The sequence below is a fragment of the Paenibacillus sp. J22P277 genome (assembly GCF_059383675.1).
In genome coordinates this window covers 978,152-998,047 of the sequence record NZ_JBXENS010000001.1, presented here as the reverse complement: position 1 = coordinate 998,047, position 19,896 = coordinate 978,152, and the positions used below count along the sequence as shown (strand labels likewise).

The 19,896-nt window shown below is 52.1% G+C and carries 17 protein-coding genes and 2 pseudogenes; 18 read left to right on the top strand and 1 reads right to left on the bottom strand.

Translation table 11 applies throughout. The features are described from left to right. Positions 1 to 189: 189 nt before the first annotated feature. The 14 genes and pseudogenes from AC50YL_RS04665 to AC50YL_RS04600 all read left to right on the top strand — a co-directional run bounded on the left by AC50YL_RS04665 (position 190) and on the right by AC50YL_RS04600 (position 16,906). A complete protein-coding gene (locus tag AC50YL_RS04665; RefSeq protein WP_494829683.1) occupies positions 190 to 1,842 on the top strand; it encodes a cache domain-containing sensor histidine kinase in 1,653 nt (550 codons plus the stop codon). Positions 1,843 to 1,859: 17 nt separating this feature from the next. Continuing rightward, positions 1,860 to 2,876, top strand: a complete 1,017-nt coding sequence (locus AC50YL_RS04660) for a response regulator transcription factor (RefSeq protein WP_494829681.1) — start codon at positions 1,860 to 1,862, stop codon at positions 2,874 to 2,876. A 193-nt stretch (positions 2,877 to 3,069) separates the two neighbouring features. After that, positions 3,070 to 4,431, top strand: a complete 1,362-nt coding sequence (locus AC50YL_RS04655) for an ABC transporter substrate-binding protein (RefSeq protein ID WP_494829679.1) — start codon at positions 3,070 to 3,072, stop codon at positions 4,429 to 4,431. Between the two features lie 87 nt (positions 4,432 to 4,518). Beyond that, positions 4,519 to 5,388 (top strand): carbohydrate ABC transporter permease, encoded by an 870-nt coding sequence (locus tag AC50YL_RS04650; protein ID WP_494829677.1) that lies wholly within the window; start codon positions 4,519 to 4,521, stop codon positions 5,386 to 5,388. 18 nt (positions 5,389 to 5,406) lie between these two features. Next, complete coding sequence (locus tag AC50YL_RS04645; RefSeq protein ID WP_494829675.1) at positions 5,407 to 6,273, top strand: carbohydrate ABC transporter permease; 867 nt, start codon at positions 5,407 to 5,409, stop codon at positions 6,271 to 6,273. Between the two features lie 24 nt (positions 6,274 to 6,297). Beyond that, positions 6,298 to 9,741 (top strand): glycoside hydrolase family 2 TIM barrel-domain containing protein, encoded by a 3,444-nt coding sequence (locus tag AC50YL_RS04640; protein WP_494829673.1) that lies wholly within the window; start codon positions 6,298 to 6,300, stop codon positions 9,739 to 9,741. Between the two features lie 40 nt (positions 9,742 to 9,781). Further along, complete coding sequence (uxuA, locus tag AC50YL_RS04635; RefSeq protein WP_494829671.1) at positions 9,782 to 10,858, top strand: mannonate dehydratase; 1,077 nt, start codon at positions 9,782 to 9,784, stop codon at positions 10,856 to 10,858. Next, positions 10,858 to 11,712, top strand: a complete 855-nt coding sequence (locus AC50YL_RS04630) for an SDR family oxidoreductase (RefSeq protein WP_494829669.1) — start codon at positions 10,858 to 10,860, stop codon at positions 11,710 to 11,712. Before uxuA ends, AC50YL_RS04630 begins: the two co-directional genes overlap by 1 nt. 37 nt (positions 11,713 to 11,749) lie before the next feature. Continuing rightward, positions 11,750 to 12,238: a hypothetical protein gene (locus tag AC50YL_RS04625; RefSeq protein ID WP_494829668.1), complete on the top strand. Its 489-nt coding sequence runs from the start codon at positions 11,750 to 11,752 to the stop codon at positions 12,236 to 12,238. Continuing rightward, positions 12,229 to 12,453 carry a hypothetical protein gene (locus tag AC50YL_RS04620; protein ID WP_494829666.1) on the top strand — a complete coding sequence of 75 codons (225 nt, stop codon included), beginning with the start codon at positions 12,229 to 12,231 and terminating at the stop codon, positions 12,451 to 12,453. The genes AC50YL_RS04625 and AC50YL_RS04620 overlap by 10 nt, the downstream gene beginning before the upstream one ends. Beyond that, positions 12,450 to 13,241 carry a Nif3-like dinuclear metal center hexameric protein gene (locus tag AC50YL_RS04615; protein WP_494829664.1) on the top strand — a complete coding sequence of 264 codons (792 nt, stop codon included), beginning with the start codon at positions 12,450 to 12,452 and terminating at the stop codon, positions 13,239 to 13,241. Before AC50YL_RS04620 ends, AC50YL_RS04615 begins: the two co-directional genes overlap by 4 nt. Before the next feature lie 46 nt (positions 13,242 to 13,287). Beyond that, positions 13,288 to 15,360 carry an alpha-glucuronidase family glycosyl hydrolase gene (locus AC50YL_RS04610; RefSeq protein ID WP_494829662.1) on the top strand — a complete coding sequence of 691 codons (2,073 nt, stop codon included), beginning with the start codon at positions 13,288 to 13,290 and terminating at the stop codon, positions 15,358 to 15,360. 576 nt (positions 15,361 to 15,936) lie between these two features. Then, positions 15,937 to 16,449: pseudogene (gene sigK, locus AC50YL_RS04605) on the top strand (RNA polymerase sporulation sigma factor SigK); the annotation flags it as partial. A gap of 298 nt (positions 16,450 to 16,747) precedes the next feature. After that, a complete protein-coding gene (locus AC50YL_RS04600) occupies positions 16,748 to 16,906 on the top strand; it encodes a hypothetical protein (protein WP_494829660.1) in 159 nt (52 codons plus the stop codon). Positions 16,907 to 16,924: 18 nt separating this feature from the next. On the opposite strand, the gene AC50YL_RS04595 is transcribed toward AC50YL_RS04600, so the two are convergent. Further along, entirely contained in the window at positions 16,925 to 17,026 is a 102-nt protein-coding gene (locus AC50YL_RS04595; protein ID WP_494829802.1) for a hypothetical protein, read from the bottom strand. Positions 17,027 to 17,202: 176 nt separating this feature from the next. Between AC50YL_RS04595 and AC50YL_RS04590 the strand changes: the two genes are divergently transcribed. From AC50YL_RS04590 to AC50YL_RS04575, 4 genes and pseudogenes are all read left to right on the top strand, one after another. Next, positions 17,203 to 17,688, top strand: coding sequence for a quercetin 2,3-dioxygenase (locus AC50YL_RS04590; protein WP_494829658.1), 486 nt, complete (start codon positions 17,203 to 17,205; stop codon positions 17,686 to 17,688). Positions 17,689 to 17,813: 125 nt separating this feature from the next. Continuing rightward, complete coding sequence (locus AC50YL_RS04585; RefSeq protein WP_494829657.1) at positions 17,814 to 18,152, top strand: DoxX family protein; 339 nt, start codon at positions 17,814 to 17,816, stop codon at positions 18,150 to 18,152. A gap of 144 nt (positions 18,153 to 18,296) precedes the next feature. Beyond that, on the top strand, positions 18,297 to 18,782 hold the full coding sequence (locus AC50YL_RS04580) for a quercetin 2,3-dioxygenase (RefSeq protein WP_494829656.1): 486 nt from the start codon (positions 18,297 to 18,299) through the stop codon (positions 18,780 to 18,782). A gap of 201 nt (positions 18,783 to 18,983) precedes the next feature. Continuing rightward, a pseudogene (locus AC50YL_RS04575) lies at positions 18,984 to 19,855 on the top strand (proline iminopeptidase-family hydrolase). Positions 19,856 to 19,896 lie beyond the last annotated feature (41 nt).

The window sequence follows — 19,896 nt, the reverse complement described above, 5'->3', positions numbered from 1 at the left end:
TGCTACAATGATAAACATAGTATGCTAGGATCCGAATACCCATTAGGGGGTGCTCTAAGTTTGTCGGCGTTGCGAAGATATTGGGAGTCGCGCACGTTCAAGAAAAAAATGATTCTGACGTTCATGCCGCTTGTGCTTTTTCCAATGCTGTTCCTGACTGTGTTATCCAGTTGGATCTATAGCAATCAAATGAGAAAGAGCATGGAGAGCAACGTGAATAACACGGTCCAGTTGGTCAATAACCATTTGGACACGTACCTGGACGAGCTTACCCGGCTGTCCGTTCTGCCCTACTACAACAGCGCGATTTTGAACATCATGCAGGAAACGGGAACCATCAGCGATACGGATTTTAAACAGATTCAAAGCCTGCTGACCCAAGCGATCCGTAATCCTCGTGAAGATTTGCAAAGCGTTTCCATTTACCGAAGAGACGGGCAGGTGTTCTCCAGCTCTATCTACAACGCGGACATCAACTACGCGTATGATTTTAAGAACTCACCTTGGTATAAGAAAGCGATCGCGGCGAACGGCAAAGTCGTCTTCACCGGTAAAATAAACGATACGCGAATTGCGAACCGGCCGGAACCGGCTTTCTCGGTCGTCCGCGCGATCAAAATTTACAATGGGCCGATACTCGGGGTTATTATCATCGATGTGAATTTCACAGGACTTGAAAGCGTCTTCAAGCGCGTGGAACTGGGCGAGGATTCGAACATTATCGTATTGGACGACCGGCAGCAGATCATTTACAGCAAGAACGACCGGTACGTTCACCTGCAGCCGAGATTGACCGCCTTGACCGACCAAGTGCAAGACATAAAGGCCGGCACCGAATCCTTGATCGTCAATCATATTGATTCGGCCAATACAGGGTGGAAAATCGTGGGGATCGTCTCCGAAGCCGAGATGAACAAAGGGACGGCGATTCTTTACAAATCGATCCTTACGGTATCGGCCATTCTATTTCTCGTTATCGTCATCGTATCCGTACTGTTCTCCGACACGATCACGAAACCGTTGAAAGCGCTTCGATCTTTAATGGGGAAAGTGGAGAAGGGCGACTTCAACGTCTCCTATCAAGCGCTGAACGGCAACCTGGAGATGAGCCTGGTCGGACGGGCGTTCAATAAAATGAACCAGAAAATCGATGAGCTGATCAATCAGGTGCTGGAAATCCGCTTCAAGCAAAAGGAGGCGGAGCTGAACACGCTCAAGCTGCAAATCCGGCCGCATTTTCTGTTCAACAACCTGGAGGCGATTCGGGCGTTGGCGGAAATGGGGGATCGCAAGGGGATCGTGGAGATCACTTCGGCACTCGGGGGCATGCTGCGATACAGTCTGAACAAACAAGACTCGAAAGTCGAGCTTCGCGACGAGATCCGGCAGATTCAGAATTATTTGCGCATCGAGCAGATCCGCTCGGGAGACGCGCTGGTCGTCGAATACGACCTCGACGAGGCGCTCCTTACGTGCATGACGATCCCGATTCTGCTTCAGCCAGTCGTCGAGAACTGCATCCATCACGGCTTCGACCAGTCGATTGGGCCGAAGATGATCCGGATTGCGGTTCAACCGTATGAGGACGGGATCCGGATCACGGTAGCGGATAGCGGTACGGGTATGGCACCGGGCGAGCTGTCCAAGCTGCTTGCTTATTTGGCGGATGAGACGAACGAACTGACGTTCAGTACCTCCGGAATCGGACTGAAAAACCTGCATGCCCGGATTCAATTGGAGTACGGGACGCTGTATGGATTAACGCTGTTAAGCGGGGACGGGGCGGGTATGACGGTTCAAATCCGAATTCCGCGCATGGAACTGCGCACTAATAGCCGATAGAAAGGGGAGCTAAATGCATGCTGCGCTTATTGATTGTTGATGACGAATGGCTGATTCGAAAAGGCATCGTGCGTATGGTGGAGCGATTAAGCGCTGAGTGGACGATCGAAGAAGCGGCGAACGGAGTAGAAGCGATCGATCGGATTAAGCAAGGGGCGTTCGATTTGATCTTTTGCGATATCAAGATGCCCGGACGGGACGGTATCGATACGTTGGATGAGCTGACGCGGTTGGGATACCGAATTCCGGTTGTCTTCCTGACCGGGTACGACGAATTCGCACTGATGCAAAGTGCGCTGCGCCTGAGGGCGTACGATTATTTGCTGAAGCCGGTTCACGATAACGATATCCTTGCCGTGTTCGCGAATTTCAAGAAGGATTTTCTGAGCATCACCATGCGTTCCGACGCGCAGCATGCCAAGCTTCAGCAATTCGAATTCCACTTGCTGAACGCGCTGGAAGCCTTCGACGCCGAACGGGTTGCCGGCTCAATCGCTGAGGGTCAGGTACTGTTAGGCGGGCGTATGACCATGTCGGAGTACGTGGATGAGATTCGCCGCATCGCAAACCACTTCTTCAGCAAACACCGGATCCACGGGTTCGATAAGGATTTGCGCTTAACCTCGAACGACGTGAGTAATTTATCTGCCGTCCAGCATGCGATCCGCATCCGGTTCACGCATATCAAAGGTGTGGAAGCGAAGGAAAGCAGCGACAATAAAATCATTCGATTGGTGAAAGACTATATCAAGAAGCATTTGCAGCATCCGCTCACGCTCGCGGAAGTAGCGGACTACGTGCATTTCAATCCTACTTATTTCAGTGAATATTTTAAGGAGAAGAGCGGCGAAACCTTCATTCAGTACGTGACCCGGATGAAGATTGAACAAGCCAAAACCATGCTGGCAGATCCTACCCTCAAGATCACGTACGTATCCGAATATTTGGGTTACAAGGACCCGAGGTCCTTCAGCAAAATGTTCAAAATCTTCCTTGGCATGACACCGACTGAATACCGTAACCTACAGACTTGACCCGCCAAACGAATAATTGAACGCAGCCTTCCGGACGGGACCCGAGGGCTGTTTGTTGTCTTGCGGCCGTAGGTGAATTGCCGAAGAATAGTTCCCTTTTCCGAAAGTTAAATCGTTTTCAAAGACTCGGGCCATCGCTAAAATGAAGCGTAGATGGTCGCGACATCGAATCTATCGACGGGGGTTTACCAGCATGAAACGAAATAAATATTTGCTGCTAGGCGCACTTGTTACCGTTTTCAGCACCGGCTTATTGACCGCTTGTTCATCGAACGACGCGGATCCCGGTCAAGCTTCTAACACGAATTCCGCAGACGCGAATACTAACGCCGAAACCAACGCCAACACCAACACGAAGACCGGTGCGGACTCCGATAAGCCCGTCACGCTCAATTTCTTTGACTGGACTGACGAGCAGCCTTACATGGATCAAATATTAAGCGCTTTCCAGCAGAAATATCCAAACATTAAAGTCAATGCCAGTTACGTGCCGAGCAGCGACTACATCCAGAAAATTCTCGTAAATCTATCGACAGGCGGCGGCGACATGGACGTATTCGCCACGCAATCCACCTCCAATCTTGCGGAATACGTATCCAAACAAGTGCTCGAGCCGCTGGATGATATCACAGGCTCGCCGGATCTTGCCGGTATCAGCGATCCGATCGGGCAGCTTAAATACGACGACCATATCTTTGGTCTTCCGTACCGGACCAGCAAATGGGTGCTCTATTACAACAAAGATCTGTTCGATAAAGCCGGAATCACCTATCCGGATGGCTCCTGGACATGGAATCAATATGAAGACGCTGCCAAAAAGCTGACGAGCGGGAGTGGTCAAAACAAGACATACGGCTCCATGAGCTATCAATCCGACAATACCTGGTGGCGTGTACTGGCTAATATCGAGGGTGCGAATAATCCGCTGAACTCCGAGGAGCTGCCGAAATTCAAGCAGGTGATGGAGTACTACTATAATCTGACCTACACGGATGGAGCACAGCAACCGTTCGGAGAACTCGTCGGCAACGCGGGTGCCGATTACGCGGGACGATTCCTGCAGGGAACCACTGCCATGATGTGGAACGGTGACTGGGCTGTCCAGCAACTGAACGACGCCATTCAGCAGAAAGGCGTGAAGCTGAACTACGACATCGCTCCGCTTCCGCACTGGCAGGATTCGGAACCGGCCACGACGGGCTCCTTTGCCGTCGTCATGGTAAACAAGGAAACGGACAACATGGATGCTTCGAAGAAGCTTGCAACCTTCATCGCTTCCGAGGAAGCGGCCAAAATCATTGCAGGAAACGGGCTGCTGACGCCATGGAGCTCCGATGCCGTGAAGCAGGCATTCCTCACTAAAGTGACGACGCCGGAACATGCAGGCATCTTCTCCGACAATACCAAGGTGGTGAGCCAAGTGCCGATGGATGCGCTTTACAATCAAGGCATGAACATTATGAAGGAAGAGTCTTCCCTTTATCTACTGAAGAAACAGTCGCTCGATAAGACGATGCAGAATATCCAGGATCGCATCAAGAAAGAAGTCAAGTGATAAGCTAAATTGCTGCGCAGGCTCCCTGCCCGGCCGCGGGCGGGGAGCTTTACTAAGCCGCATCCATACGGGGAAGAGAGGGAAAACATGCTCCGCTTCAAACAATACAGTATTGCGTACTTGTTCCTGGCGCCGAGTCTGATCGGTTTGCTCGTGTTTATCTTATATCCGATACTCGATTCGCTCTATTTGAGCTTTACGAAGTGGGACGGACTTACGCCGATTAAGTTCATTGGATTGGATAACTATCGGGATTTGCTGACGGACGAGACGTTCGGCATTTCATTGCGAAATAATATCTATTACACGGCCGTCACCGTACCGCTTACCATTGTGCTTTCGATTCTGCTCGCGCTTGTAATGAATGTTAAAGTGCGGGGGATTAAAGCGTTCCGCGTCCTCTATTTCTTTCCGAATATTACGGCTTCCATCGCCGTCGGCATTATTTGGGCCGCGATGTTCACGCAGTATGGGCCGATTAATACGATTTTGCGTTTCTTCGGTGTCAGCGATCCGCCGATTTGGCTGGCTTCAACCTCTTTGGCGCTGCCAGCGGTTATGATGGTCAGCATCTGGAAAAGCGTTGGATACAGTGCCGTCATTCTGTTCGCCGGGCTGCAGGGCGTGCCCCGTCAACTGTATGAAGCAGCCGAGCTCGACGGAGCGAACCGGTTTAAACAATTCCTGCATGTGACGCTCCCAGGTTTGTCGCCGGTTATTTTCTTCAGCACGGTGACAGGGATTATCGGCTCGTTCCAGGTCTTCGATACGGTCATGGCGATGACGCAAGGCGGCCCGGGAAGATCGACGAACGTGCTCGTCTACTACATTTACAACACGGCCTTCCAGAACTATCGCTTCGGAGCGGCCTCGGCAATGTCCTACGTCTTGTTCGTGATTATACTGATCCTGACGCTGATTCAGCTGAGAGTCCAAAAGCGTTGGGTCACCTACTAGAGAAAGGAGCGCCATATTGTGGAGCTGATAGCGAGCAATAATTCCAAGACGGCCGGCCTTGGCAGGAAACAGGTTCTCAAGAACACGTGGACGTATATCTTGCTTCTGCTTGTATGCATCGTTACCGTGCTGCCCTTTGTATGGATGCTGTCGGGCTCGCTTAAAAATCAGGCGACGATCTTCCAGCATTCCATGCAGCTCATTCCCGCGAAGGCGTTATGGTCGAACTATGGCGACGTGTGGAAAAAAATCCCTTTTGGGACGTTCTATTGGAACACAATCAAAATATCGGTCCTATCAACAGCCGGATCGCTCATCTCCGCATCGCTTGCGGCGTATGCCTTCGCAAAGCTGAAATTTCCGGGGAGCAACAAATTGTTTATGCTCTATCTGGCGACGATGATGATTCCAGGACAGGCAATTATGATTCCGCAATTCCGAATCATGAATAATCTGCACCTTGTGAATACGCACTGGGCATTAATCCTCCTCCATTTATTCAGCCCGTACGGCGTGTTTCTGCTGCGGCAATTTTTCATTCAGCTGCCGCATGACTTGAATGAGTCCGCCCGCATCGACGGCTGCTCGGAATTAGGGATCTTCTTCCGGATCGTGCTGCCTCTGGCCAAGCCGGCGCTCGTGACGCTCGGTATATTCAGCCTTCTCGGTTCATGGAATGATTTTCTCCAGCCCTTGATTTACTTGAGCAAAGAAAAGCTGTACACGATTCAAATGGGAATCCGCTATTTTCAGCAGGTGAACGGGACGGATTATCCGCTGATTTTGGCCGCAACGACCATGTCCCTTGTACCGATCATCCTTGTCTATTTGTTCGCCCAGCGGTACTTCATCGAAGGAATCGCCGTGACCGGCACCAAAGGCTAAGCGCAGAAAAGGAGAAGCTAATCCGTGAATCAGAAAATATTGTTTAACGACGGCTGGGACTTTGCCAAAAGCGGGCTGGATGCCGCGAATTGGGCCGGATTGACGTTCGAACCGGTGGATCTCCCCCATGATTGGCTCATCTATGACGCGTCGAACCTGTACGAGAACGGCATCGGATGGTACCGCAAGCGGTATGAGCGCGTGAATGACGCGAACAGGGTCCTGTTAAGCTTCGACGGCGTTTATATGGATTCTACGCTCTACGTGAACGGTCAATGGATTGGGGAATGGAAATACGGATATTCCTCGTTCGAGCATGATATCACGGACGCGCTCGTGGAGGGTGGTAACGAAATTCTGCTGAAGGTCGTGCACCAAAGCCCGAACAGCCGGTGGTACTCGGGCGCCGGCATCTATCGAAACGTCTGGCTGAAGACAAGAGCGCGCAATCATATCGCGACGGACGGCGTCTATATTGCCATGAGACGTGCAGGAGATCATTGGCTGGTCGAGGTCGAGACCGAATTGAATCTGTTCGAAGACGCACGGCTCACCCATACGATTCTGTACAAAGACGAAGCGATAGCTGCTGTCACTGGGCTTATTGCAGCGGAACGGGAACCGATCGTTCATGATCGTCAGACGCTGCAGGTTGCCGATCCGCTGTTATGGAGTACGGCTGAGCCGCATCTGTACCGACTCGTAACCGAGCTTCAACTGGTCGCGTCTGAGAACCAAGACGAGAACATTGAGCCGGCGGTCATCGAGGCCGTCGAACAACGAATCGGGTTCCGGGAGATTGCGCGAACCCCCGATCAAGGGTTCCGCTTAAACGGCCGGCGCATGAAGTTGAACGGCGTCTGCGAGCATCACGATCTCGGGGCATTGGGGGCGGCGTTCAACAAGGAAGCGCTGCGCCGACGGTTTGGGATCCTGAAGGACATGGGCGTCAATGCGATCCGCACGGCCCACAACATGCCGGCGCCGGAACTGATGGATTTGGCGGACGAGATGGGCTTCCTCGTTGTCTCGGAAGCCTTCGACATGTGGGAGCGGCCGAAGACCCGCTACGATTACGCGCGTTTCTTCCGGGACTGGGCGCGGCTCGATGTACGGAGCTGGGTCAGACGGGACCGTAATCGTCCGAGCCTGCTGATGTGGAGCATCGGGAACGAGATCTATGATACCCATGCCGATGAGAAAGGGCAGGCGCTCACGCGCATGCTGATGGACGAAGTACGCAAGCACGATCCGCTGGGCAACGCCTGCGTGACGATCGGCTCGAATTACATGCCGTGGGAGAACGCGCAGCGCTGCGCGGAAATCGTGAAGGTCGTCGGCTATAATTACGCCGAGAAGTATTACGCTGCTCATCATGCGGCGCATCCGGATTGGATCATCTACGGCAGCGAGACCGCCTCCGTCGTCCAAAGTCGGGGCATCTACCATTTTCCGTTCGACAAATCCATCCTGGCGGACGACGACGAGCAGTGCTCCGCGCTCGGCAACAGTGCGACGAGCTGGGGGGCTAAGTCGGCGGAAGCCTGCATTCTCGCGGAGCGCGATATGCCGTTCTCGCTTGGCCAATTCATCTGGACCGGGTTTGATTATATCGGCGAACCGACGCCGTACCATACGAAGAATTCGTACTTCGGCCAGATCGACACGGCCACGTTCAAGAAGGATTCCTATTTTGTCTACCAAGCAGCTTGGACGGATTACAAGACGAGTCCGATGGTTCATATATTCCCGTACTGGGATTTCAATCCGGGCCAGATGGTCGACGTTCGGGTATGCTCGAATGCGCCGAAGATCGAATTGTTCTGCAATGGCGTCTCGAAGGGAACCTTCGATATCGATCATGCGCATGGCACGCAGCTGGTCGGCTGGTGGAAGCTTCCGTACGAAGCAGGGGAATTAAAGGCGATCGCCTATGACGAGGACGGCCATGTTATTGCAAGTGAGGTGAAGCAATCCTTTGGAGATGCGAAGGCGATTCGGCTGCAGGCGGACAAGGATACGCTTCGCGCCGATGGCACGGACTTGATCTTCGTGGAGATCGGCATGTCGGACGAAGCCGGCCATTCGGTCGAGAATGCCAACAACCGCGTGCTCGTCGAGGTGACGGGAGCTGGCCGCCTGCTCGGTCTCGATAATGGAGACAGCACCGATTACGACCCCTACAAGGGTGTAAGCCGGCGGTTATTCAGCGGCAAACTTATGGCGATCATTGGGGCAACGAAGGTTCCGGGAAAACTTCGGATCGACGTTTCCTCTGAAGGTATGGAAGACCGATCGGCGGAATTCGAGTCGCTTCCGGCCGATGCGGAAGCCTTGCAGGGAATCGCGGCGACCGCGAGCAACCGTGCACTTCCAGGCGTTATGGGCAGCCTGCGGGAAATTCCTCTGCGAAAGATGGAGCTCCTCTGCACGAACGGACAGATGTTCGATGCCACAAGAAGAGAGATGACGGTGCGCGCGAAGCTGTACCCTGCGGATACGTCGTATCCGGACGTAGAGTGGCGAGTCGTGAACGAGACCGGCATTACGTCCAACATCGCCACGGTCGAAGCGAATGGACTCGAAGCGAAGATTACCGCGCTTGGCGACGGGGAATTCCGTGTTCGCTGCATGAGCAAGAACGGCACGGACAAGACGAAGCTCATCTCCCAGTTGGAATTTACGGCGGTCGGACTCGGCACGGCGTATAAAGATCCGTACGGGTTCGTCTCCGCAGGGCTGTACGATTACAGCAAAGGCGAAGTCGGGAACGGCAATGAAAGAGGCGTAGCAACCAGCAGGGACGGCGAGACACAAGTGGGCTTCCGCGATCTCGACTTTGGCTCGTACGGCTCGGACAGCATCACCATTCCGATCTTCGCCCTAAGCAGCGAGCCATACGAGATGCAGATATGGGAAGGCATGCCCGGCGAAGCAAACAGCGAGCTGCTCGCGGATGTGATCTACCAGAAGGAATCCAAATGGAATGTGTACCAGGAAGAGACGTATACACTGTCCAAACGGCTTCGCGGCATCGCGTCGATTTGTTTCGTTCTCCGGAAGAAGGTGCATATTAAAGGGTTTACGTTCGAAGCTCGGAACAGAGTCTTCGGGCGCATCGGCGCCGCGGAATGCGACCGCATATACGGGGATTTGTTCACGATCGCGGAGCATGGCGTGGAAGGAATCGGGAACAATGTATCCCTGGTCTTCGACGAGATGGATTTTACGTCCGATGGGGCATCGAAGCTCGTCATCCTGGGCCATTCGCCGATCGCCAGCAATTCGATCCATGTCCGGTTCCAGGGCCAGGACGGCGAAAGCGTGCAGCTGATCGAATTCACGCGGTCCGCCGGCTATGAAGAACGCGTCTTCGAGCTGACGCCCGTCGCCGGGAAACAAGACGTCACCTTCGTGTTCTTGCCGGGCAGCCAATTCGATTTTGGCTGGTTCCAATTTGTGAAATAAGGCGAAGCAGCATTCTAATAAAAAGTAGGCGAGACTGAATATGAAAATGGTGTTCCGCTGGTTTGGAGAAGGCAACGATACCGTGACGTTGAAGCAAATCAGACAGATTCCCGGGGTGGAGGGGATCGTCTGGGCGCTGCACGACGTTCCGGCGGGCGATGAATGGCCAATGGATAAGATTCTGGAGATCACGCAAGCCGCCAATCGAGCCGGTTTGCATACGAAGGTCGTTGAAAGTGTCAACATACACGAAGCTATCAAGCTGGGGTTGCCGAGTCGCGACCGCTATATCGACAATTACAAAAAGACGATTGCCAAATTGGCGCAGGTCGGCGTAAAGGTCATCTGCTATAATTTCATGCCGGTATTCGATTGGGTGCGCACCGATCTTCACAAAGAAATGGAAGATGGGTCCACGGCTTTGTTCTATGAGCATCAGAAGGTGGATATTATGAATCCCTTGGAACAAGCGGAATGCATTAACGCGAATAAAAGCTTCACGATGCCGGGCTGGGAGCCGGAGCGAATGGCGCGCTTGACCGAACTTTTCGAAGCCTATCGAGGCATCACGGAAGAGCAGCTGTGGTCGAACGCCGGCTATTTTCTGAATGAGATCATTCCATTCGCTGCCCGGCACGACATTGTCATGGCCATACATCCGGACGACCCACCGTGGCCGATCTTCGGATTGCCGCGATTAATGACGAATCAAGCGAACATTCGGCGCTACCTCGGGCTCGTGGACAGTCCCTATAACGGGCTTACGATGTGCAGCGGATCGCTCGGGGCTAACCCGGCTAACGACATCGTCTCCATCGTGAACGAGTTCGCGGACCGGATCCCGTTCGCGCATATCCGGAACGTGCGCGTGTACGAGAACGGCGATTTTATCGAAACTTCGCATCGTACGAGCGACGGAACCGTGGATATCACCGGCATCGTCGGCGCTTTGGAGCGGACCGGCTTTGCGGGCTTCTGCCGTCCGGATCACGGGAGGCATATCTGGGACGAACAATGCAGACCTGGATACGGACTGTATGATCGCGCGCTTGGCATTATGTACTTATGGGGACTATGGGACGCTTCTCGGCGAAGAGAAAGGAAGGTCGAATCGTAATGCCGGATCTTGCACGATTTCCATCATTGAACGGCAAAATCGCCGTGATTACCGGCGGGGCGGGCGTATTATGCCGCGTCATGGCCATCGAGCTCGCCAGACAAGGCGCGCGGATCGCGATTTTGAACCGATCCCTCGATAAAGGGCAGGAGGTCGCGGATGCGATCTTGCAAGCCGGCGGAGAAGCAGTCGCTTTATCTTGCGACGTAACCGTTGAAGCGAGCGTCCGGCATGCCGCCGATGCGATCCTGGAGCTGCTGGGCCCGTGCGACATGCTGATCAACGGTGCCGGCGGGAACCATCCGAGCGCGAATACGACCAACGAGACGTTCCGGCTAGAGGATCTGTCCGCGCCGAACGTTCAATCCTTCTTCGATCTGAGCGTCGCGGGCTTTCGGGACGTGCTTGACCTGAACTTCGTCGGCACGCTGATTCCGACTCAACTCTTCGCCAAGCAGATGCTCAGCAGGCAAGGCGCGACGATCATTAATATCTCCTCCATGAGCGCGCCGTCCCCAATGACGAAAGTGCCGGCTTACAGCGCCGCCAAAGCGGCGATCGATAACTTCACGAAGTGGCTCGCGGTGCATTTGGCCGATAGCGGCATTCGCGTGAATGCGATTGCGCCGGGCTTCTTTCTGACCGCACAGAACAAAAAGCTGTTACTGAACGAGGACGGCACGCTTACCGAACGCTCCGGCAAAATCATCAGCCACACGCCGATGCGTCGCTTCGGCAAGCCGGAGGACCTGCTTGGCACGCTATTATGGCTGGCCGACGATACGCTGTCTGGATTCGTCACCGGTTCAACAATTCCCGTGGATGGGGGATTTATGGCTTATTCTGGCGTTTGAGTAATCGCTTCATCCGATTCCCAAGGAGGATACCCGCATGATAAAAGTTGCGATGATCGACACAGGATCGATTTCGAACGCACATATCGAAGCATACTTCATGTTCGGCAGTTGCTGCGAAGTCGTGCCCGTCGCCAGTATTTTCGTGGAGAAAGCGCAGCAGCAATTCGTGAATCACGGATTGCGTTATACCGCGCTGCTGCATGGAGATGTCGACTTGGTGTCCGTCTGCATGCCGCCTTCGGCTCACGCGGTCGTCCATCATGGAGAAAAGCAGCAGCTGATTTTCCAAGGCGTCAAAGCCAGGGTATCCACGCCGTGGAAGGTTACCGCCTCGTTTGCGCATTCGAATGGTTTTCCGTACGCCAACGATACGTTGATCGAAGAGATTCGGCAGTATTACGATTCGATTCCGGATGTCGTTAATGAAGGTCACGCTGGACAGATCGGTAATATGCTCATGGCGATCGAGTCGGTCTCGCCAGTCCAGATCGACGGCGAACAGGGAAGCTCGCGATGGAATTGATCATCGGCATCTATAAGGCGGACAGCCTCGGCCAGAACGTGACATTCCCTATCGGACCGGAAGCTCCCTTCTACACGAGCGGCGGGATGCAGCGAAACGCGATGCATTTCTACGAGCAGAAAGTGTCCGTTGACCATTTCGATAACAATACGATAGCGATCGGCAGCGATTACGCGAACCAAGAGCATTCCTTGAATGGGGGGTCCCGGCAATGACGACGGTTCAAGATGTCTTGAACAAGCTGACGGAGCCGGTCGGTCGGCTCGAACAAACGGTGGACGGGCTGGAATCCGGCGATCCGTCCTTAGTGGTGACGGGGATCGTGACCGCGTTCATGGCGACGCAGGAGGTGATCGAACAAGCGCTTGCTGTCGGTGCGAATCTGATTATTGCGCATGAGGGGACATTCTACAGTCACCGCGACAGAGGCGAATCCCTACGACATGATCCTGTTTACCGGCGCAAACGAGCGCTTATCGAGGAGTCCGGTATCGCGATCTACCGGTTTCACGATGGTTTGCATCGCTACCAGCCTGACGGCATTATGACAGGATTGCTTCAGGAATTGGGCTGGACCACCGATGTGATCGAACATCGTCCGACCGCGGCCATTGTCGCGATTCCGGCGATGACGGTACTTGAAGTCGCCGAATGGGCGAAACGCAAGCTGGACATTCCCTATGTGCGCGTTGTCGGGGACATATCCATGCCTTGCGCCCGTATTGGATTGTTGGCGGGGTACAGAGGAGGAGGCGACTTGTCCATCCCACTGTTCGAGCAAGCGAACGTGGACTTGGTCATTGCCGGCGAGGGACCGGAATGGGAAACGCCGGAATATGTGCGGGATGCCGTGCATCAGCGCAGACGGAAGGCTTTGATTATGCTCGGCCATGCCCAGAGCGAAGAACCCGGCATGAAGGGTTTGACTAAACGGATCGAAACCGGGTTTCCCGAGACTCCGGTTCGTTTTATTTCCGGAAAGCATGCCTTTCGATTGGTTTGATGTTTCGCGTTGATGATAACTAACAAGGTTTCAGGAGGAATTAGGAATGAGTACATCCGCATTATTTCATAACAAGAACGCTTATCGGGCCTGGCTCGGTTATCACCGAATAGCCCCGGGGGAGCGATATGATCAGTACAGGTTATACAGCCGCATCGTCCTAACGGAACAAGACGAAACGATTGGCACGGCAGCAGCCGAACTGTCCCGAGGGATCGAGGGACTCCTTGGCATCTCTGCCTCGCTGTCGGCCAATAGTGAAGGAGGTGCCTGCATCGTACTCGGAACCTTCGGTCGAAACCCGATGATCGATCAAATCTACCCCGTAGGCGCGCGTGCAGCGGTATGTGCGGAAGGGTATGTTATCAAAACGGACATGACCTTGCGTTGCATTGCAATAGGTGCATCTTCCTCAGCGGGCCTCATATACGGCGTATTCCACTTGCTTCGGCTCCTAAGCGCCGGCATCGATATCGACGCGTTGAATATCGCGGAGAATCCGGTAAACCGGCTGCGGATGATTAATCAATGGGACAATATGGACGGAAGCGTGGAACGGGGATATGCCGGACGGTCGATTTTTTTCGCGGACAACCGGATTACCGCGGATACGGAACGAGTTCGGGATTATGCGAGATTGCTCGCTTCATCCGGTATCAATGCCATTTCCATTAACAACGTGAACGTTCATCAAGTTGAGTCCATGCTGGTGACTGCGAAATTCCTGCCTGATGTTGCGAAGTTGGCCGGCATATTCCGTGCGTACGGCATCCGATTGTTTCTGAGCGTCAATTATGCCAGCCCACTTGAAATCGGCGGACTGCCTACGGCCGATCCGCTCGATGCCGCCGTTCGCGAATGGTGGCGCGCCCAAGCAGCCGAGGTATATACGGCGATTCCCGATTTCGGCGGTTTCCTGGTCAAAGCGGATTCGGAGAATCGGCCAGGACCTTTTACATACGGCCGCGATCACGCGGACGGGTCAAATATGCTGGCCGAAGCGCTCAAGCCATATGGCGGCGTCGTGATCTGGCGTTGTTTCGTATATAACTGCAAGCAGGATTGGCGCGATCGCAAAACGGACCGGGCGCGGGCGGCCTATGATCATTTCAAGCCCCTCGACGGAAAATTCATGGACAACGTCATTCTGCAGGTGAAGAACGGGCCGATCGACTTTCAAGTGCGGGAGCCAGTATCTCCATTGCTTGGCGCGATGGAAGCGACGAACCAGATGATCGAGTTCCAGATTACGCAGGAATATACCGGCCAGCAGCGGCATGTCTGCTATCTTGTTCCGCAGTGGAAGGAAGTCCTCGACTTCGATACGTTGATCAAGGGCGAAGGCTCCAGTATCAAACGCATCGTCGACGGCTCTTTTCACGGTAACCCGCAAAGCGGCTTCGCCGCCGTCTCCAATATCGGCAATGACGAAAATTGGACAGGGCATCTGCTGGCGCAAGCGAACTTGTACGGGTACGGTCGGCTGGCCTGGAATCCGGAGCTGTCCGCCGAAACAATCGCCGAAGAATGGATACGCTTGACTTTCGGCGGTGATGAACGGCTTGTTCATACGGTCCGGGATATCTTGATGGATTCATTGGGTATCTACGAGTCCTACACGGCACCGCTCGGGATAGGTTTCATGGTCAATCCCGATCATCATTACGGGCCTAATGTGGACGGGTACGAGTATTCAATGTGGGGCACCTATCATTTCGCCGATTGCCATGGCATCGGCGTGGATCGGACGAATGCATCCGGCACGGGCTACGCCGCCCAGTATGCCGGCGCGAATTTCGAGCGGTACGAGTCGTCGGCGAGCTGTCCGGACGAGCTGCTGCTATTCTTCCATCACGTCCCATATACGCATCGTCTTCAATCCGGCAAGACAGTCATTCAATCGATTTACGACACGCATTTCGAAGGCGCGGAACGGGCCGAGAGCTTGAAAGCGTCTTGGGACCTCCTCGAGGGCAGTATGGAACAGGAGCTGCATCGGCAGGTAAGGGACCGTCTCGCGGAGCAGGCCGAGCATGCGAAGGAGTGGCGCGACCGGATCAATACCTATTTCTTCCGTAAAAGCGGTATCGCCGATCAAGCAAGAAGACGCATCTATTAACTTGTATCACTTTGGGAAGAAGTGCCGAAAAGTCGTTCTAAAATATTTCACCCATTCCTTGCTGTTTTGCTGCACGTGTTGTGTTACAACGCGCCTGTTTTTGTGCATTCTTTCAGCATCGGGCACGAAGAACAGATTCGGGGGTTAGACTTGTACTGGTGGGAGCCTTCATGGTATGTGGTCGAATACGTTAATTCGTGTTTCTGCGGGTAAATTTAGGCGTTACAATTTAGTATCATATTTAAATCGCCATTTTGCAATTGTTGCAAAGTCGTTAGCAGTCAATCATGAACTCCTACGGTTAATTAAGGGTATGGATTTAATTTGAAAGACGATTTATCTTTCATAAAGTAGGCTAAGTCCTTGATATTCAAGGGCTTCTTCGCTTTGGAGCATAAGTTTGCCACTGTAATTTTGAAGCATAAGCATACCTAGACTCCGAACTTATGGGTTAAGTAACACAAGTCTAAACCCAGATGGAAGACATAAAGGTTTCCCATCACGGCAGCAAGACATCGACCTTCGTCGAATTGAGTTGCCGATTCAAACACTTCCGTTTCAACATCGGGTTGTGTTCACAATGTCAAAAAATTCGACAATACGGGCGAAGGACTCGAGGACCTGATTTCCATCGGAACGATCGGGCTGATCAAGGCCATCGAGAGCTTCCAAACGGGAAAAGGCACGAAGCTCGCGACGTTCGCGGCGCGCTGCATCGAGAACGAAATTCTGATGCATCTCCGGTCGCTCAAGAAAACGCGAAAGGACGTATCGCTGCACGATCCGATCGGAACGGACAAAGAAGGCAACGAAATTACGCTCATCGATATCCTCGGGACGGAAGCCGACGAGGTCGCGGACCGGGTTCAATTGAAGATTGAAAAGAGTAAAATCTATAAAAATTTAGATATATTGGATGATCGCGAGAAGGAAGTCGTGGTCGGTCGGTTCGGCCTTATCACCGGCGGGGAAGAACGGACGCAGCGTGAGATCGCGAAGGAGCTCGGCATCAGCCGCTCGTACGTGTCGCGGATCGAGAAGCGGGCGCTGATGAAGCTGTATCATGAGTTTTATAAGGTGAAGAAATGAACGTCAGAAGTGGTTCTTCCAAAGGATCAACAATTTTTATGTTAAAAGGGACAAATTAAGCCTACAGGGGACTCGCAATAGAGCGATGTCTCCTTTTTTCGGTACCGATTGTTTACGCGTTTTTTAGCAAGCGGCCGATTCCATATGCAATCTCGGAATAGAAATTCTCGCACATTGTTCGCCTATACTGAAGCGCGCCTTTAACGGCGGACAGGATCGTAATCGCCAATGCGCGCGTATCGATTGCGGGATCCGTCATTTTCACGGCTACGATTTCATTGAGGATCGAAAGTTCCAATTGACAGATCGCTTGGATTTTCTGCTTCAGCGCTTCCGGCAGCTGTCCGTAGTCAGCCTGCAAGGAAGATACCGGGCAAATATCCTGCTCCGCGTACCGCTCGGTTTGCAGGTAACAAAAGAGATCAGCTTTTCCTCTGCCGCTTCGGCGATCGTTTAATAAACGCCATAAATTCGTTCAGCCGTTGGTAAAGCTATCGGTTACGGCAAGACCAAGGTCTTCCTTCTTTTCGAAATGATAGTGAATGCCGGCTTTCGAAACTCCGAAATGTTTAGAGATATCGTCGCCAAACGAGTGTCCGGGTTTAATAGATTATATTAACGGATTTTTAATGTTAGAAATATTGACATAGAAATAGTGAGTAGCTATACTCAAGTAGTTGCATTTGAACTTACCGGCCGGTTAGTCAGTAACAGAACAAAAGGATTCCACACCAAGAAGGAGCCTACAAGAAGATGAGTAATCAAAGCAAAGCAGATGTGATGTACCGGAATCTCAACAAAGACAATACGTACTTATTTCTTAGCGATGTAAATTCAATCTTGGTAAGCGGCGAGGATACGAACGGAGAGTTTTGCGTCGTGCATTGTTCCGTTAAGAAAGATGATGGGCCTCCGCTGCATGTGCATGAGAAAGAAGATGAATCTTTTTATGTTCTGGATGGAGAAATCGAGATGACGCTCGGTAAGGAGACGATTTCGGTCAAAGCCGGCGAATACGTGTTCGCGCCTCGCGGCATTTCGCACACGTTCAAGGTGAAATCAGACAAAGCCAAGTTTCTGGTTACCGCCTATCCTGCGGGATTCGATTCTTTCGTGAAGGAACTAGGCGTTCCTTATGTGGAAGGGATGGAGGCTCATGTAGAGCCGCCTACTCCCGAAGCCATGCAGAATCTGCTGGCAGTTTCCAAAAAGTATCATATTACTTATCCCGGTCTTTAACCTAGAGCAAATATCCCAACTAAGGTTGCCTGGCGGTCATGACCGTGAATGAAAAATGGACTCGGTTAAACGGGCCAATTAACCAATAAGCCATGCTGTAATTGAATCAGTGAAGGAGCTCCAGGGTGGATATCGTAACGATCGTTTTGCAAGGTCTTTTAAGCTTAGTTTTTCTGTTGGCGGGATTCAGTAAAATCTCGGGTTCGAAAATGCAAATCGACGCGTTTAATCATTATAGATTGCCTCAATGGTTCCGTGTAGTTACGGGACTTATCCAATTGGTGGGAGTAGTGGCACTGGCAATCGGATTCTGGGAACCTAGCTGGACTGCGGCAGGAGTTTTGTTGTTAGGCGTTACGATGCTTGGCGGCATCCTCACGCACGTTCGCGTGAAAGATACGGTTCAACAAACGCTTCCCGCTATCGTATTAGCAGTACTCCTTGTCATTCTTTTCTTCATTTAATTGCCCGATTTAACCGCTTTTCCCGGTTTCTAACGAGCAACTATTCTCAGGAGAGGTACCTCTCTCCATAAGGTAGTCTTTTCTGTTACTTCTACTGGTTTAACGCGGGTCACGATTTCACATCAAGAAGGAGCCTACGCAACGATGAGTAATCAAAGCATAGCAGGTATGATGTACCGGAATATCAACAAAGACAATACGTACCTATTTCTTAGCGACGTAAATTCCATCTTGGTGAGCGGCGAGGATACGAATGGAGAGTTTTGCGTCGTGCATTGTTCCGTCAAGAAAGATGATGGGCCTCCGCTGCATTTGCATGAAAAGGAAGATGAATCTTTTTACGTTCTGGATGGAGAAATCGAGATGACGCTCGGTAAGGAGACGATTTCGGTGAAAGCCGGCGAATACGTGTTCGCGCCTCGCGGCATTCCGCACACGTTCAAGGTGAAATCAGACAAAGCCAAGTTTCTGGTTACCGCCTATCCTGCGGGATTCGATTCGTTCGTCAAGGAGCTAGGCGTTCCTTATGTGGAAGGCATGGAGGCTCATGTAGAGCCGCCTACTCCCGAAGCCATGCAGCATCTGCTAGCAGTTTCCAAAAAGTATCATATTACTTATCCGGGTCTTTAGTTGTTAGAGCAAATGTCCTGAATCAAGGCAGCCTGACGGCCAATACCCCGTGAATATAAAATGTACTCGGCCTGTTAAGCGATTTGTTCCTTTATGGGACTGTCAGCCACAGGCCGATGATCTTCAGCCTTGGGGATGAATCGGTAGATCGGTAACAATTAGAACGCGAGAAATCTTAACATATCATACAGCAACATGCTAGTGTACGAGAGTGAAGGCTATATCGATGTTCCTGGAGGGAAAGTTTGGTATATCCGAATGGGATCGGGAAGCAAGACGCCTCTTGTCGTCCTTCATGGAGGACCAGGAATCACGCATGATTCGTTAACGGTTCTTCAGGCTCTGGCCGATGAAAGGCCTGTTATTTTTTATGATCAGCTCGGCTCGGCTCGGGGAATTCAGATCGCCCCACCGATCCTTCCTTGTGGAATACAGAGCGGTTTGTAGATGAGTTAGACTGCCTATTGACTGAACTTCGTTTAAACGAGTTTCATCTCCTAGGACATTCGTGGGGAACCATGCTTGCCGCAGCCTATATACTGGACCGACAGCCAACCGGCATTCGCAGCGTCATTTTTTCGAGCCCGTGCCTTAGTGCTGAACGATGGAAAAAGGATGCTGACGTCCTTCTGTCAAGGATGTCTGAAGACGACCAGAGGATCATTGCTAATAGCGAGGCACAAGGCACAACCGATTCGGATGAATATAAGAAAGCGATAAACGAATATTACAAAAGACATCTCATTCGTATGGAACCGATACCATCCATTGTTACGGAGAGTCTGGCAAAAGGGAATACAGATGTTTATATGACCATGTGGGGACCTTCTGAATTCAGCCCGACTGGCAATTTGAAGACGTTTGATTGCACGCCTCACCTTCATAGGATCAACATTCCTTCAATTTTCGTATGCGGACGACATGACGAAGCTACGCCGGAATCGACGCGGTATTATCAATCTCTGGCACCCAACTCCGCTTTGCATATTTTCGAGAACAGCTCGCATAGCAGCTATTTAGAAGAGACAGATGAATATATAGCTGTAATAAGAAGGTTTCTAGCGGATAAATAGGTTGAAACGCCAGAATGAATGAAAGAAAATCATATTATAAG

Bases quoted from the DNA above. Each gene is read 5' to 3' on its own strand.
- AC50YL_RS04665 (WP_494829683.1), top strand. From the start codon at position 190: ATGAGAAAGAGCATGGAGAGCAACGTGAATAACACGGTCCAGTTGGTC.
- AC50YL_RS04660 (WP_494829681.1), top strand. From the start codon at position 1,860: ATGCTGCGCTTATTGATTGTTGATGACGAATGGCTGATTCGAAAAGGC.
- AC50YL_RS04655 (WP_494829679.1), top strand. From the start codon at position 3,070: ATGAAACGAAATAAATATTTGCTGCTAGGCGCACTTGTTACCGTTTTC.
- AC50YL_RS04650 (WP_494829677.1), top strand. From the start codon at position 4,519: ATGCTCCGCTTCAAACAATACAGTATTGCGTACTTGTTCCTGGCGCCG.
- uxuA (WP_494829671.1), top strand. From the start codon at position 9,782: ATGAAAATGGTGTTCCGCTGGTTTGGAGAAGGCAACGATACCGTGACG.
- AC50YL_RS04630 (WP_494829669.1), top strand. From the start codon at position 10,858: ATGCCGGATCTTGCACGATTTCCATCATTGAACGGCAAAATCGCCGTG.
- AC50YL_RS04625 (WP_494829668.1), top strand. From the start codon at position 11,750: ATGATAAAAGTTGCGATGATCGACACAGGATCGATTTCGAACGCACAT.
- AC50YL_RS04620 (WP_494829666.1), top strand. From the start codon at position 12,229: ATGGAATTGATCATCGGCATCTATAAGGCGGACAGCCTCGGCCAGAAC.
- AC50YL_RS04615 (WP_494829664.1), top strand. From the start codon at position 12,450: ATGACGACGGTTCAAGATGTCTTGAACAAGCTGACGGAGCCGGTCGGT.
- AC50YL_RS04610 (WP_494829662.1), top strand. From the start codon at position 13,288: ATGAGTACATCCGCATTATTTCATAACAAGAACGCTTATCGGGCCTGG.
- AC50YL_RS04590 (WP_494829658.1), top strand. From the start codon at position 17,203: ATGAGTAATCAAAGCAAAGCAGATGTGATGTACCGGAATCTCAACAAA.
- AC50YL_RS04580 (WP_494829656.1), top strand. From the start codon at position 18,297: ATGAGTAATCAAAGCATAGCAGGTATGATGTACCGGAATATCAACAAA.